Source organism: Mesorhizobium intechi, from assembly GCF_002879535.1.
Taxonomy (GTDB): Bacteria; Pseudomonadota; Alphaproteobacteria; order Rhizobiales; family Rhizobiaceae; genus Mesorhizobium; species Mesorhizobium intechi.
The window spans coordinates 36,332-50,825 of sequence record NZ_PNOT02000085.1 but is presented as its reverse complement, the minus strand read 5'-3'; the positions used below and the strand labels follow the sequence as shown (position 1 = coordinate 50,825).

Genomic DNA, 14,494 nt, shown 5'->3' with positions numbered 1-14,494 from the left:
CCGCGGTATCATCATCGAGGACACCGCCGATGACGGCAGCGGCATGAAATCCAGCTATGCGCCGTTCTGGCAATTGCGCTCGACCTACTGGTGGCGCTCGACCTTTCCGGCCAACAAGGACGTTCACGTTTCCCACCGCTACAAGCCGAGCGTCGGCGGCACGTCGTCGGTCAGCTTCTTCTATGACGGCCAGTTCCAGGGGCAATATGCGGCATACAAGACCCGCTACTGCATGGACGACACGTTCGAGAACGCGGTGCGCAAGGCGGCGAAGGCGAATCCGGACGGCTATCCCAAATATTATGAAAGCCGCATCGCCTATATTCTGACGACCGGCGGCAACTGGGCGGCGGGCACCATCGGCAAGTTCAAGCTGACCGTCGACAAGGGCAATCCGAAAGCCCTGGTCTCGTTCTGCGGCGACAATGTCAAAAAGGTCGGGCCGACGACTTTCGAGATGACCGCGAACGATTTTTACCCGGAGCACGACATCGATATCCTGCTGCTCGAACCGTCGGACAGCAATGGCGGGGACGCGAACTGATGCGTGTGGCAATCTACGTCGCCATTGCCGAGAACGGCGTGATCGGGCGGGATGGCGGACTGCCGTGGCGGCTCTCCACCGATCTCAAGCGCTTCAAGGCCGACACGATGGGCAAGCCCATCATCATGGGCCGCAAAACCTATGAAGGCATAGGCCGTCCGCTGCCGGGCCGGCTCAACATCGTCGTCACCCGCGACAAGAGCTGGCGCGCCGAGGGTGTCGAGGTGGCGCATACGCTGGAGGCCGCGATTCAGCTGGCAAGGGTGCGCGCACGCTGCATGACCGGCATCGACGAGGTCTGCGTGATCGGCGGCGGTCAGATCTATGCCCAGGCGCTGCCGCTGGCCGACCGGCTGCACGTCACCCATGTGCTGGCCGCCGTCGATGGCGACGCGCATTTCCCGCCGATCGACGCCGAGACATGGCGCGTGGTCAGTTCGCAGGAGGTTCCGGCCGGGGAAAAGGACAGCCACGCAACACGCTATTCGGTCTATGAGCGCCGCCGCCCGATACTTTGACAGACAAAAAGTGCATTGAAGGACGACAAAGGGTCGCTACCGGCCCAAAACGGATGATGTCGGCGGCGCATCGCGTTGAAAGCGTGCGGTGGCGTCCCTATAGAAGAACAACACTGGATTTGCGCCGTAACTCCGGCGCTTGAGGGAATTCCAAGCGAAAGGACATTCATGCCCTGGAACGACAAGAGTGGCGGAGGCGGCGGCCCGTGGGGCGGCGGCGGTAACAATCAGGGGCCCTGGGGGCAGGGGCCAAAGGGGCCAAGCGGCCCGCAGGGGTCGCCCCCGGACCTCGAAGACATTATCCGCCGCGGCCAGGACCGGCTGCGGCGCGCTCTGCCCGGCGGCGGCGGCGCCAGTCCGGCAGTGTTCGGGCTGATCGCCGCGGTGCTGGTCGTTCTGTGGGCATTCCAGGCTGTCTATACGGTGCAGCCCGACGAGGTCGCCGTCGAACTGCGTTTCGGCAAGCCGAAGCCCCAACTCTCGCAACCTGGCCTGCATTTCCATTGGTGGCCGCTAGAAACCGTCGAGACGGCCAAGATTTCCGAGCAGCTTGTCGACATTGGCGGCGGCAACACCAGCGGCAACGGTCTGATGCTGTCGGGCGACCAGAACATCGTCAACGTGCAGTTTTCGGTGGCCTACCAGGTCTCCGATCCCCGGGCCTATCTGTTCGACGTCTCGGATCCGGACGGCATGCTGCGGCAGGTTGCCGAAAGCGCCATGCGTGAAGCCGTCGGCCGCCGGCCCGCACAGGACATCTTCCGCGATGACCGCCAGGGCATAGCGGCGTCGGTGCGCGAAATCATCCAGTCGACGCTGGACGGCTACAAGGCCGGTCTCAACGTCAACGCCGTATCGATCGAGGATGCAGCGCCGCCACGCGAAGTGGCCGATGCGTTTGACGAGGTGCAGCGTGCCGAGCAGGACGAGGACAAGTTCGTCGAGCAGGCCAACCAGTATTCCAACCAGAAGCTCGGCCAGGCGCGCGGCGAGGCGGCACAGATCCGCGAAGACGCGGCCGCCTACAAGAACCGCGTGGTGCAGGAAGCGGAGGGTGAGGCCCAGCGCTTCATCTCGGTCTATGACGAATATGCCAAGGCGCCGGATGTAACCCGCAAACGCCTCTATCTCGAAACCATGGAGAAGGTTCTGAAGGACTCAGGCAAGGTCATCGTTGAGCAGGGCAACGGACAAGGTGTCGTGCCCTATCTGCCGCTGCCGGCATTGCAGCCGAAACCGCCGGCCCCGGCCGCGCCTGCCGTGAACACGGGAGGTACCCAGTGATGTCCAACCGTCTTCCCATTTTCGTCGTCATCGCGGCGGTTGTCCTTTTCCTGATCTATTCCTCGGTCTTCGTGGTCAATGCCCGCCAGCAGGCGCTGGTGTTGAGGTTCGGCGAGATCGTCGACGTCAAGAGCGAGCCCGGCATCTATTTCAAGGCGCCGTTCTCGTTCTTCGACGCCGATACGGTGCAGCTGATCGAAAACAGGGTGCTGCGTTTCGACCTCGACAATATCCGCGTCCAGGTGTCTGGCGGCAAGTTCTATGAGGTCGATGCCTTCATCGCCTATCGCATCTCTGATCCGCGCGTCTTCCGTGCCGCCGTGTCCGGTCAGATCGAACTGGCCGAGGCGCGGCTGAGGACGCGTCTCGATGCTGCCTTGCGCCGCGTCTACGGCTTGCGCGACTTCGAGGCGGCACTCTCGGAACAGCGTGCCGTGATGATGCGTGAGGTGCGCGATCAACTTCGGCCCGACGCCACCTCGCTTGGCCTGCAGATCGAGGATGTCCGCATCCGCCGGACCGACCTCACGGCCGAGGTTTCACAGCAGACCTATGACCGCATGAAGGCCGAACGTCTGGCCGAGGCCGCCCGGCTTAGGGCACGCGGCAACGAGGCGGCACAGCGCATCACGGCACGCGCCGATCGTGAAGTGGTCGAGATCGTTGCCGAGGCGCAGAAGGAGTCCGAGATATTGCGCGGCGAGGGCGAAGCCCAGCGCAGCGCGACCTTCGCGGACGCATACAAGCGGGACCCGGCCTTCTTCGACTTCTACCGGTCGATGAATGCCTACGGCACGGCGCTGGACAATACCGGGACGACCATGGTGCTGTCGCCGAGTTCGGAGTTCTTCCGCTACTTCCGCGATCCCGATGGCAAGGAAGCGCCGGCGAAACCGGCGGCGCCCGCCGCACCGGCAACGGCGCCCGCCGCGCCAACGACACAACCCAGCACCGGCCAGAAATAGCGGGTGCAGGACTTTTTCGCGGCGATAGGCCTGGTCCTTGTCATAGAGGGCCTGGTCTATGGCGGCTTTCCCGGCGTCGCGAGAAAGCTCGCCGGCGAGGTGCTGTCGATGCCGGAGAACGCATTGCGGATCGCGGGGCTGGTCGCGATCGCCATCGGTGTCGGCATCGTCTGGCTGGTGCGGGGCGGATGAGATGGCCGTTTTTCGTCCGCGGCAAAACGGAGGATTAATCCTCTGCCGATAGTCGTAGCCGCAAACGTGCCGTATTTTTTGCCAACATAGCGCAACGCGGTGTTTTCGCCGTTGCGCTTTCTCTTTCAGAAAGACCGGGAGGCTTCTCGATGACATCCACACTCCTTTTGCGCGCGGCACGGCGGACATTGATCGCCGGCACGGCAGCGCTTCTCGTCGGCACCGTCGCCGCCCCGTCCTTCGTGACGCCGACCTTCGCGGCCGATGGGCCTGCTTCGGTGGCTGACCTGGCGCAGGGCGTGCTCGGGGCGGTGGTCAACATCTCGACTTCGCAGACGGTGAAGGGCACGGAGGGACCAGGCGCGGTGCCGATGCCGCAGCTTCCCGAGGGCTCGCCGTTCCAGGACTTCTTCGACGATTTCTTCAAGAACCGTGGCGGCGACAAGGACAATAGCGCGCAGAAAGTGCAGTCGCTGGGATCCGGTTTCGTCATCGACGCCGAGCAAGGCATCGTCGTCACCAACAACCACGTGATCGCCGACGCCGACGACATCGAGGTCAATTTCTCGGATGGCGTGACGCTGAAGGCGACGCTGGTCGGCACGGACACCAAGACCGACGTCGCGGTGCTGAAGGTCGATCCGAAAGGCCACAAGCTGACGGCGGTGAAGTTCGGCGATTCCACCAAGATGCGCGTCGGCGACTGGGTGATGGCGGTCGGCAATCCGTTCGGCCTCGGCGGCACGGTGACGGTCGGCATCGTCTCGGCGCGCAACCGCGACATCAATTCCGGCCCCTATGACGATTTCATCCAGACTGATGCGGCGATCAATCGTGGCAATTCGGGCGGACCGCTGTTCAACAGCGCCGGCGAAGTCATCGGCATCAACACCGCGATCATTTCGCCGTCCGGCGGCTCGATCGGCATTGGGTTCTCCATTCCCTCGCAGCTTGCCGCGGGCGTCGTCGACCAGTTGCGCCAATTTGGCGAGACGCGGCGCGGCTGGCTCGGCGTGCGCATCCAGCCGGTGACGGACGACATCGCCGAAAGCCTCGGCATGGCGACCGCCAAGGGCGCGCTGGTCGCCGGCGTCATCAAGGGCGGCCCGGTCGACAACGGCACCATCCAGGCCGGTGACGTCATCCTCAAGTTCGACGGCAAGGACATCCATGAAATGCGCGACCTGCCGCGCGTCGTTGCGGAAAGCCCCGTCGGCAAGGCTGTCGACGTGCTGATCGTGCGCAAGGGCGTCGAGCAGACGGTGAAGGTGACGCTCGGCCGGCTCGAGGATGGCGAGAAGCTTGCGAGCGGCGAGAACGGCAACACCGACCAGGACAAGGGCAACAAGGCTCCGGCCGTTTCAACCGCCTCGGTGCTCGGCATGACCGTCGGCGAGCTCAATGACGAGACGCGCAAGAAGTTCAGCATCGCCGCCGATGTCTCCGGCGTCGTCGTCACCGATGTGGCCAAGGACTCGGCCGCCGCCGAGCGTGGCATCCAGCCCGGCGAAGTGATCACCGAGATCGCGCAGGAATCGGTCGCCACACCCAAGGACGTCATGGACCGGATCGGCGCGCTGAAGGAGCAGGGCCGCAAGAACGCGCTCTTGATGCTGGCGTCGAAGACCGGCGAGTTGCGCTTCGTGACGATCCGGATGGATTGAGATTTCAATCCGGCGATTTGAAAAAAGGCGGCTAACCGGCCGCCTTTTTTCTTGCCTGCCAGTCGCTTCGCGAAAGCCGATAGAGCACATGCCGCTTGAGCGCGGGATGGCTGTCGGGAATGCCGGGATGGTCGAAGTCGGCCGAGGGATCGGCTGTCATGCCAAGGCGTTTCATGACGGCGGTCGAGCGGTGGTTTTCCGCGACGGCGAAGGAGACGATCTCGCCGAGGCCCAGTGTCTCGAAACCATAGGTAAGCCATGCCTCGGCGGCCTCGGTGACATAGCCCTTGCCCCAGAATTCGGGTGCCAGCCGCCAGCCGATCTCGATCGTCCCTGTCGGCAAGGACGGCACATGATCGGTATCGAGGAGACCGACGAAGCCGATGCATTCGCCGGTCGCGGCAATCTCGGTCGCGGCGAAACCATAGCCGTCCTCGTCGACCCAGGCGCGGAATTCGTCCATCTTGGCGTCCGCCGCGGCACGGTCACGGCGGAACGGGAAGAATTCCATGACGCGCTCGTCGGAGTTGACGCGATGGAAGAGCTCGCGGTCGCGGTCTTCCCAGTTGCGCAGGATCAGGCGCTCGGTGCGCATTGGCTTCACTGGACAAACTCCTCCTGGCGATAGCCCTGCAGATAGAGCAAGGCCGTCAGGTCGCCATGGTCGATGCGGACCTTCGCCTGCGACGCCACGGTCGGCTTGGCGTGAAGCGCCACACCGGTGCCGGCGAGACGGATCATGTCGAGATCATTGGCGCCGTCGCCGACAGCGATAGCGTCGGCGGGTGTCAGGCCAAGGCGCGTCGAAATCTCGAGCAGTGCGTCTGCCTTGGCGGCTCTGCCGAGGATCGGCTCGCCGACCAGGCCGGTGAAACGTCCATCCTGTTCGAGCAGGCGGTTGGCGCGGTTCTCCTGAAAGCCGAGCATGGCCGCGATGCGCGTCGTGAAGACCTCGAAGCCGCCCGAGACGAGTGCGGCCCAGGCACCGTTGGCGCGCATGGTCTGGACCAGCGCGCGGCCGCCCGAGGCCAATGTCAGCCGATTGGCGACGATGCGGTCGACGACGCCGGCATCGAGCCCCTTCAACAGCGCGACGCGTTCGCGCAGGGCCGGTTCGAAGGCGATCTCGCCGTTCATCGATCGCGCGGTGATCGACGCGACGTGCTCCTTGACGCCGATCTCGTCGGCCAGCTCGTCGATGCATTCCTGGTCGATCATCGTCGAATCCATGTCGGCGATGAGGATTTTCTTGCGACGCGTTTCGGTCTGCTGGACGATCACATCGACCGGTTCCGCGGCCAATTGGGAGCGCAGGGCAGCCGTGGTACTTGCGGCGTCAGCCTCTTGCGGCAGGACAAGATCGCAGGCAATGCCTTCGGCCAGCCAGACGACACCGCTTGCGCCCACCGATCGTGAGGCCATATTCGCAAGCGACGGTGATAGAGCGCGGTCGGCGGGACGGGAAACAAGCGTGGCAATGAGCGGCATCGAGAATTCCGGCACGGAAGCGGGCGAAGGCCGCGTGAAGAACGCGATCCTGATAGCCGGGCCGACCGCCAGCGGCAAGTCGGCATTGGCGCTCGACCTGGCCGAACGCGCGGGCGGCGTCATCGTCAACACCGATTCCATGCAAGGCTATTCGGTGCTCGACGTGCTGACCGCCCGGCCGGAAGCGGCCGACCTCGCACGTGTGCCGCATTTTCTCTACGGCCACGTCCATCCAGGTACCGCCTATTCGACGGGCGCGTGGCTGCGCGACGTAATGAAACTCATTGACGATGGCGAACTGTCGCGACGACCGGTCTTCGTCGGCGGCACCGGCCTCTATTTTCGCGCGCTGGCCGAGGGTATTTCGGAAATGCCTGACATTGCGCCGCGCATCCGCGACCGCTGGCGCTACGAGCTGAAAGAGCAAGGCGCGGTCAAGCTGCACAGCCTGCTGCTGCGCGAGGATTCGAGAGCCGCCATGCAGCTCAAGCCTACCGACAGCCAGCGCATCGTGCGGGCGCTCGAAGTGCTCGACGCCTCCGGCCGATCGATCCTGGAATGGCAGGCGGAGCGCGGCCGGCCGCTCGTCGACAGGCGAACGGCACATTTCCTGGTCATCGAGCCGGATCGGGCCGCGCTGGTCGATCGCATCGAAAGGCGCTTCGATCAGATGCTGGAGCGGGGCGCCCTGGAGGAAGTCAGGCAGCTTGCTGCCCTTCGCCTTGATCCGGATCTGCCGGCGATGAAGGCGATCGGTGTTCGCGACCTGCAGGCGGCGATGGCTGGAGAGTTGAGCTTTCCCGAAGCGATCGAGCGCGCCAAGATTGCAACCCGCCAATACGCCAAGCGACAGGCGACCTGGTTTCGCCACCAGCTGGGGCCCGAATGGCGCAGATTGCGCCCCGGTGACAATCTCGAAACCACGATCCAAACACTTGTTGCTAATGCAACTTAAAAAGTTGACCATGACGGAAGGGTTCGCGCCGAAGTTGCCGGGATTAACGCTCCGTAAGGCGGTCCGTGGCATAAGGTCGATGGGCACTTTTCCATTGGGGAGCAGATGCGTTTCCATAAGGCGGAATCCGCTTTTTTCGTCTTTATTTTCGTGATCCTGGCCGCTGGCCTGGTGACGCTGCACGCCTATGGGCTCCTGCAATCCTTCGCCACGGAACTTCATACGCAGTCGGGCCTGGACAAGGTCATCTACCTCAACAAGCTGTTGTTCGCGACCGGCGTGCTGCTTGCGACCTCGCTGTTTTTCGGCATCTTCTTCATCTATCCGCTGATCCGCAAACAGGCGACGGAAGAAGGCAAGCTGCGCGCTATGACGGTTTCGCTCAGCGCTCGCTCCGAAACGCTCGAGCACGCCGCGCTGACAGACAGCCTGACCGGCATGCAGAACCGACGCTATTTCGACGATGCGCTTAAGGAGTACCTTGAGGAGTTCCGCCGCATCGAAAAGCCGGTCGGGCTGATGATCCTCGATCTCGACCATTTCAAGCAGGTTAACGACACCCATGGCCACGATGTCGGCGACGAGGTCCTCAGGGCGGTCGCCAGCTGCCTCAAGGACATGACACGCTTCCACGACGTCGTGGCACGGCTGGGCGGCGAGGAGTTTGCCGTGGTCACGCCCAACATGGAGGCGGAGTTGCTGGGCAAATTCGCCGAGCGCATTCGCAAGGCGATAGCCAACATGTCGATCCTTTCGGGCAACGTCCGGCTCAAGATCACCACCAGCGTCGGCCTTGCCGTCTGGGATCGCAAGGAAACGGCCGAGGAGTTCTATCGCCGCGCCGACCGCCAGCTCTATGAAGCGAAGAGGCAGGGCCGCAACCGCGTCTGCGCCTAAATCCCATCATTGAATTCGCGAGGCCGGCCGTCTGCTGCCGTTTCTGCGCTTCCGGTGCTCACGGACCAAAAGTCAGCTCCGGTCCGGTTCTCGAAGACCGCACCAGCCGACCCGGCCTGACGAATTCCCTGATGGGATTTGCCTAGGCTTCCAACGAAGCCTGGCTCGGACGCGTGATGTCAGGCTTCTCAGAACTGCCGGCAAATGGGCGTAACGCTTGAGGCTCAGTCGTTCTGGGGGCGCAGGCCGAAGGTGGCGGGCTTCAGGCCGTATCGCATGTCGAAATCGTCGTCCGACTGCACGCGGCCGGTTGCCGGCTTGCGGTAATCGGGGTCGCCGGCCTGTCGGCCGGAATCGACCACTTCGGCGAAGGCCATAGCCTGCTGCGTCGGCTTCGGCACGTTGCGCAGCCGCTCGACGATCGCCACCAGATCGACATCGTCGCCGGCCCTCGGCGAGCCGATCTCTTCGCGCTTGGCCGTGCCGGGAAGCAGGTGGCTGGGCAGTCTTTCGAATTTCAGCCGCATGGTCGTCGCCACGCCTTCGCCGAAGGCAATGGCCTCTCGCTGGCCCATGGACGACAGGAAGGCAAGCGTGGAAGCGGAAGAGTCGGCGATGGCCGAGCGGATGATCGCCTGGTCCTGCTCGTTGGCAAGCCGCATGGCGAAGAAGGTCGAACATTGCGACAGGATGGTCGGGTCAAGCTCGCCCGGACGCTGCGTCACGACGCCGAGATAGCAGCCATATTTGCGGCCCTCCTTGGCGATGCGCGACAGCGCGTGCCGGGTCGGCGCGAAGCCCAGGCGCGGATCGGCCGGCATGTAGCGATGCGCTTCCTCGCACAGCAACAGCAGCTGCAGCTTGCCCTCGCTCCACAGAGCGAGGTCGAAGGCCAGGCGCGCCAGCACCGAACAGACGGAGTTGACCACTTCAGAGGGCATGCCTGCCATCTCGAAGCAGGTCACCGGCCGGCCATGATGCGGCACGCGGAAGATGTTGCCGATCGTTTCGTGAATGGTGTCCTCGATCAGGCGCGAACTGAACATGAAGCGATAGCGCGGATCGGCGGACGCCGATTCGATGCGCGTCTTCAGCGATTTGAGCGTCGGGCGCTCGTTCTTGCTTTCGAGCATGCCCATGCGCTCGTCGATCTGCTTGATGAGATCGGCGATGCGGTAAGGCACCGGCGTATCGGCGGTCAACGCATCGCTGCCGCGCCTGAGATAGGCGCCTGAATTCGGGTTGCGGTAGAGGCTCTTGGCCAGCGGAATGAGGTCGCGCAGGGCGTCGATCTCTTCCGGCACCGTTTCACGGCCGCGAAACAGCACCTCGGCGAATTCCTCGAGCTTGAACATCCAGAACGGCAGGTCGAGCGTCTTGGAATCGACCTTGACGCAATATTCGGGCAGCGACGCCGCGAATTCATTGTGCGGGTCGAGGATCAGGATGCGCAGATCCGGCCGCGCCGCGATCGATTTGCGCAACAGCAGCGAGACGGCGGTGGACTTGCCGACGCCGGTGGTGCCGACAATGGCGAAATGGCGCGCCAGCGTGTCGTCGATGGCGATGTTGGCGGCGATCGCCTCGTCCTGCGACAGCGAGCCGATGGTGATGGAATGGCGACCGGCCAGATCGTAGACGGCCTGCAGGTCGCGGCTGCGGATGCGGTGCGCGATCGCGCCGATATGCGGATAGATGGTGATGCCGCGGTCGAAGATCGGCTTGGCGCCGGGCTCGGCAGCATCGCGCACTTCGCCGATCAGCTCGATGCTGACCTCGATGGCGTTCTGGCCTTCATTGCTCCAGGCGCGGTCCGACTTGCCGATGCCATAGACCAGGCCAACGGTTCGCGTCGTTCCCAGATTGATCGAGATCATCTTGCCGACCGTCCAAAGGCCGGTCACCGCGCCTTCTACATCGTCGGCGTAGGCGGCGATCGTGGCGCGCGCGCCGTCGCATTGCACGACGTTGCCCAGGATGCGCCGGTCGTTCTGCTCTGCGTCGCGGCGCTCCTGCGATGTCGGCTCTCCAACGGAAGCTTCGCGGTCGACAAACATGGACAGGCCAATCCCCATTTCCCCGGAGACCGGACCCTAGCGGAACGGGGTTAAGGTCAGATGAGGTCGGATGGTGTAGAGAGGATTAAGTGCTTGGCGAAGATTGTCGCGAAACGCCTCTTCTCCGATCCCCGTCGTTCGCTATAATGGACAAATGGGTGATATAGCGAACGATATTTCTTCGACCATCGGCCGGCGGATCCGCGCCGAGAGGCTTATGCGCGACTGGTCGCTGGCCGAGCTTGCCGAGCGGTCCGGTGTCTCCAAGGCGATGCTGAGCACGATCGAGCGCGGCATGACCAGCCCGACGGCGACCCTTCTTGTGCGCATCGCGGCGGCTTTCGGCATGACGCTGTCGACCCTCATCGCGCGCGCGGAACTGCAAGGCGGCGGACTGCTGCGCGAGGCCGATCAGCCGGTGTGGCGCGACCCCGGTACAGGCTATGTCAGGCGGCATTTGTCACCGGCCGGCGAGATGCCGCTCGAACTGATCAAGGTGCATCTGCCGGCGGGCGCAAGGGTCAGCCTGCCTGCGGCCTCCTACGCCTTTATCAAGCAGCAGATCTGGCTGATTTCCGGACTGCTCGAATTCACCGAGGGCGATGTGGTGCACAGGCTCGAACCCGGCGACTGCCTGGCACTCGGCGCGCCGTCGGATTGCACCTTCCATGCCCTGGAGGCGGGCGCTGACTATCTCGTCGCGCTGGCCAGGGGCTGAGATCATGGCGAGACGGCCAAAGCGCTCCCATAATGGGGGGCCGCCTCTTGATGAATACAAAGGGCCACCTTGGGGCAAGGGTGATCCCTACATCTTCCTGGCCTGGCAGGCCGCGCACGCCAAGGCATGGAAGGCGCCGAGCCGCGAAGTCATGCTGATGCGCATGGACAAGGCCGAGCGGCTGGGCCTGACCTATGAGGAATACACGCTCGAGATCCTCGAGCGGGGACGGCATCTCCGCGACGAAGACACCGAGCGCCTCAGCGCCATCAAGGCCGCGCGCAAGCGGCGGCGCGTGCGCCATCTCGATTGACGCCGGCATGGCGGGGCTGGCGGGCCTGCTGATTTGCCGGAAGCGTATCGGCGCCACCCGCGCCAGACGGCGCCGGTCATGCCGGGGCCGTTCTGGACAAGTGGCCCAGCAGCCACAGGCGGAATTCCTGTTCGGCACTGGTCAGGCGCGCGGTCGATGCGCTGGTCAGAAAATGGCCTGAGCTGCTGGAGAGTTCGAAATCGGACAGCGGCACCAGGCTGCTGTTCCTGAGCGCTGCGTTGACAAGCGGCCGCGACCCAAGAAGCACGCCGGCGCCGGCGTTTGCCGCCTCCATCGCCGCGACGAAACTGTCGAAGCGATGTGATCGCTGGGGGTGGCCGGCCAGTCCAGCGGCCGCGAACCATTCCGCCCACATTTCGCGCGCGCCAGCGACCAGAAGCAGCGGCAGGGATGTCCAATCGGCGGTACCGGCGAGGGTCGGACTTGCCACCGGCACAAGCCGCTCGGCAGTCAGCCTGTCGGCCTCGCGCCCGGGGAAGGCGCCGTTGCCGAATCGGATGTCGAGCGCGGAGCCCGGCAAGTCGTAGTCCGTCGGCCGATGGATCGTCACCAGATCGAGCTGGACCCGCGGCAGCGCCTCGGCCAGATCGGGCAGCGCCGGAACCAGTATCAGCAAGGCGAAAGAGATCGGCACCCGGATCGAGACGGTCTGGACCGCGCGCGGCTCGAACAGTTCCGTCGTGCTGCTGGAAATGGTGGCGAAAGCCGACTGGATGTGCGGCAGATAGGCGGCGCCCTCCGGCGACAGCGCGACGCCGCGTGCCAGCCGCGAGAACAGGCGCGTCTTCAACCGGTCCTCGAGCAGCCGGATATGCTGGCTGACGGCCGCCTGGGTCAGGCCGAGTTCGGCCGCGGCCGCCGTGAAATTCGACAGCCGCGCCGCGGCCTCGAAACTGCGCAGCCAGTCGAGGGGAGGCAGAGCGGGAACGGGCTTTCGAGGCATTATGAATTTGCGGTCTTCGGCCAAAAAATGATAATTTGAGTTATGCCTTTCTTGTGGCCAACATGCAATCGAAACCCCGTGGGCCGGGCCGCGGGGCGTAGAGGACAGGAACGGATCCATGCTCACCCACGCGCTGATTGGCGACGAAGGCAGAACGATCGAACTTGGCTGGCAGGGTGGGAGGCGCACCCGTTTTCACGCCATGTGGCTGCGCGACAATGCGCTCGACGACAAGACGCGTAGCGCCGGCAATGGCCAGCGGCTGATCACCATCCTCGACATTCCGGCCGAGACGAGGATCGGGGCTGCCGCGATCAAGGGCGGCGCGCTGGAAATCAGCTTCGTGCCGGAAGGAAAAACGGTCAGCTTTCCCGCCCAATGGTTGAGCGCCAACGCCTACGATCGAGACGAGCTTCGCGAACCCGGCTGGACGGGCGATATCATCCAGCGCTGGACCAAGGCGACGATGCAGAATTCGATGCCGCGCGCCAGCTACAAGGCTGCCTTTCATAGCCGCACCGTCCTGCGCGAATGGCTATCGGCGGTGAGAACCTACGGCTTTGCGGTGATGGACGGACTGCCCGCGGAATCCGGGGCGTTGTGCAAGGTCTCCGACCTGTTCGGCTATATCAGGGAGACCAATTACGGCCGCTGGTTCGAAGTGCGCGCCGAGGTCGATCCGAACAATCTCGCCTACACCAATCTCGGCCTCCAGGCGCACACCGACAATCCCTATCGCGATCCGGTCCCGACGCTGCAGATCCTGGCCTGTGTCGAGAATACGGTGGAGGGCGGCGAGTCCAGCGTGATCGACGGTTTTGCCGTCGCGGCCGCGCTGCAGGCCGAAAACCCTGGAGGCTTCCGGCTGTTGAGTTCCTGTCCGGCGCGTTTCGAGTATGCCGGCTCGTCCGGCGTGCGGCTGCAGGCGAAGCGGCCGATGATCGAACTCGGACCGGATGGCGAGCTCATCTGCATCCGCTTCAACAACCGTTCGCTGGCGCCTGTCGTCGACGTGCCGTTCGCCGATATGGACGCCTACTATGCCGCCTATCGCCGGTTCGCCCAACTGATCGAGGATCCCGCCTTCGAAGTGACGTTCAAGCTTCAGCCTGGCCAGGCCTTCATCGTTGACAACACACGCGTCATGCATGCTCGCAAGGCTTTTTCGGGCTCGGGCAAGCGCTGGCTGCAGGGTTGCTACGCCGACAAGGACGGCCTGTTGTCGACGCTCGCCGCGATCGAACATCGCTTCAAGGAGGCCGCGGAATGAGCGGCCAGGACCTGAATGCCGACAACATCGTCGAATTCATCGCCGACATTTTCGAACGGCGGGGCGCGGAATCCTATCTCGGCGAGCCGGTGACGATGTCCGAGCACATGCTGCAGGGAGCCTGGCTGGCGGAGCAGGATGGTGCGCCCGAAGCGCTGGTGGCGGCGGCGCTGCTGCACGATATTGGCCACTACACCAGCGAGTTCGGCACCTATTCGCCAGAGGATGTCGAGGACAAGCATCATGACGAGGCCGGCGGCGCGGTGCTGGCGCCGTTCTTTCCGCCGGTCATCGTTGAATGTGTGAGGCTGCATGTCGCGGCCAAGCGCTATCTCTGCGCCACCGACCCGACCTATTTTTCCAGGCTGTCGCCGGCTTCGGTCCACACGCTGTCGCTCCAGGGCGGACCGATGAGCGCCGACGAGGTGGCCGCGTTCCGCGAGAACCCGTTCCATGAGGAAGCGGTGCGGGTCCGTATCTGGGACGAGGGCGGCAAGGTCGCTAACATGAAGACGCGGGCGTTTCGCGACTATGTGCCGTTGCTGCAGCGTGTCGTGCACGATTTCAGCAACCGCGTCTGAGGGCGGTTCATCACCGAGGGACAGCCCATGTGTTACTGCTTCGACGGGCAGGGGCGGTGACGCCACATAGGCCTGAAAACTGCC

16 protein-coding genes are annotated in these 14,494 nt (G+C 64.1%); 12 read left to right on the top strand and 4 right to left on the bottom strand.

Translation table 11 applies throughout. From position 1 onward, the window contains the following. From C1D09_RS08255 to C1D09_RS08230, 6 genes are all read left to right on the top strand, one after another. Positions 1-544, top strand: a 544-nt coding sequence (locus C1D09_RS08255) for a DUF4424 family protein (protein WP_143973815.1), incomplete at its 5' end; no start/stop codon positions are given. After that, the gene (locus C1D09_RS08250) at positions 544-1,062 is read left to right on the top strand and encodes a dihydrofolate reductase (protein WP_143973814.1); all 519 of its coding nucleotides are present in this window, start codon (positions 544-546) and stop codon (positions 1,060-1,062) included. The genes C1D09_RS08255 and C1D09_RS08250, both read left to right, overlap by 1 nt. 168 nt (positions 1,063-1,230) lie before the next feature. Beyond that, positions 1,231-2,346: an FtsH protease activity modulator HflK gene (gene hflK / locus C1D09_RS08245; RefSeq protein WP_143973813.1), complete on the top strand. Its 1,116-nt coding sequence runs from the start codon at positions 1,231-1,233 to the stop codon at positions 2,344-2,346. After that, on the top strand, positions 2,346-3,311 hold the full coding sequence (gene hflC / locus C1D09_RS08240) for a protease modulator HflC (RefSeq protein WP_143973812.1): 966 nt from the start codon (positions 2,346-2,348) through the stop codon (positions 3,309-3,311). Before hflK ends, hflC begins: the two co-directional genes overlap by 1 nt. 3 nt (positions 3,312-3,314) lie before the next feature. Continuing rightward, on the top strand, positions 3,315-3,503 hold the full coding sequence (locus C1D09_RS08235; protein WP_143973811.1) for a DUF2065 domain-containing protein: 189 nt from the start codon (positions 3,315-3,317) through the stop codon (positions 3,501-3,503). A 149-nt stretch (positions 3,504-3,652) separates the two neighbouring features. Further along, positions 3,653-5,167: a DegQ family serine endoprotease gene (locus C1D09_RS08230; RefSeq protein ID WP_143973810.1), complete on the top strand. Its 1,515-nt coding sequence runs from the start codon at positions 3,653-3,655 to the stop codon at positions 5,165-5,167. 31 nt (positions 5,168-5,198) lie between these two features. Here C1D09_RS08230 and C1D09_RS08225 read toward each other — a convergent pair whose 3' ends face one another. Together C1D09_RS08225 and serB are read right to left on the bottom strand one after the other, a co-directional pair. Beyond that, positions 5,199-5,771: a GNAT family N-acetyltransferase gene (locus C1D09_RS08225; RefSeq protein ID WP_143973809.1), complete on the bottom strand. Its 573-nt coding sequence runs from the start codon at positions 5,769-5,771 to the stop codon at positions 5,199-5,201. Next, a complete protein-coding gene (gene serB, locus C1D09_RS08220) occupies positions 5,768-6,655 on the bottom strand; it encodes a phosphoserine phosphatase SerB (protein ID WP_143973808.1) in 888 nt (295 codons plus the stop codon). Before serB ends, C1D09_RS08225 begins: the two co-directional genes overlap by 4 nt. Here serB and miaA point away from each other — a divergent pair. Then, positions 6,645-7,610: a tRNA (adenosine(37)-N6)-dimethylallyltransferase MiaA gene (gene miaA, locus C1D09_RS08215; RefSeq protein ID WP_143973807.1), complete on the top strand. Its 966-nt coding sequence runs from the start codon at positions 6,645-6,647 to the stop codon at positions 7,608-7,610. The two genes, serB and miaA, sit on opposite strands and share 11 nt — an antisense overlap. 105 nt (positions 7,611-7,715) lie before the next feature. Then, positions 7,716-8,507 carry a GGDEF domain-containing protein gene (locus C1D09_RS08210; RefSeq protein ID WP_143973806.1) on the top strand — a complete coding sequence of 264 codons (792 nt, stop codon included), beginning with the start codon at positions 7,716-7,718 and terminating at the stop codon, positions 8,505-8,507. 224 nt (positions 8,508-8,731) lie between these two features. On the opposite strand, the gene C1D09_RS08205 is transcribed toward C1D09_RS08210, so the two are convergent. Then, on the bottom strand, positions 8,732-10,564 hold the full coding sequence (locus C1D09_RS08205; protein WP_143973805.1) for an ATP-binding protein: 1,833 nt from the start codon (positions 10,562-10,564) through the stop codon (positions 8,732-8,734). A gap of 154 nt (positions 10,565-10,718) precedes the next feature. Between C1D09_RS08205 and C1D09_RS08200 the strand changes: the two genes are divergently transcribed. Beyond that, positions 10,719-11,282: an XRE family transcriptional regulator gene (locus C1D09_RS08200; RefSeq protein WP_143973804.1), complete on the top strand. Its 564-nt coding sequence runs from the start codon at positions 10,719-10,721 to the stop codon at positions 11,280-11,282. Between the two features lie 4 nt (positions 11,283-11,286). Continuing rightward, the gene (locus tag C1D09_RS08195) at positions 11,287-11,595 is read left to right on the top strand and encodes a hypothetical protein (RefSeq protein WP_143973803.1); all 309 of its coding nucleotides are present in this window, start codon (positions 11,287-11,289) and stop codon (positions 11,593-11,595) included. Positions 11,596-11,671: 76 nt separating this feature from the next. Here the strand turns inward: C1D09_RS08195 and C1D09_RS08190 are convergent, their stop codons facing one another. After that, positions 11,672-12,559: a LysR family transcriptional regulator gene (locus C1D09_RS08190; RefSeq protein ID WP_143973802.1), complete on the bottom strand. Its 888-nt coding sequence runs from the start codon at positions 12,557-12,559 to the stop codon at positions 11,672-11,674. A 118-nt stretch (positions 12,560-12,677) separates the two neighbouring features. Here C1D09_RS08190 and tmpA point away from each other — a divergent pair, with 118 nt between their 5' ends. Then, positions 12,678-13,829, top strand: coding sequence for a 2-trimethylaminoethylphosphonate dioxygenase (tmpA, locus tag C1D09_RS08185; protein ID WP_143973801.1), 1,152 nt, complete (start codon positions 12,678-12,680; stop codon positions 13,827-13,829). Then, positions 13,826-14,410, top strand: a complete 585-nt coding sequence (tmpB, locus tag C1D09_RS08180) for a (R)-1-hydroxy-2-trimethylaminoethylphosphonate oxygenase (RefSeq protein WP_143973800.1) — start codon at positions 13,826-13,828, stop codon at positions 14,408-14,410. Before tmpA ends, tmpB begins: the two co-directional genes overlap by 4 nt. The last annotated feature ends 84 nt before the right edge of the window (positions 14,411-14,494 follow it).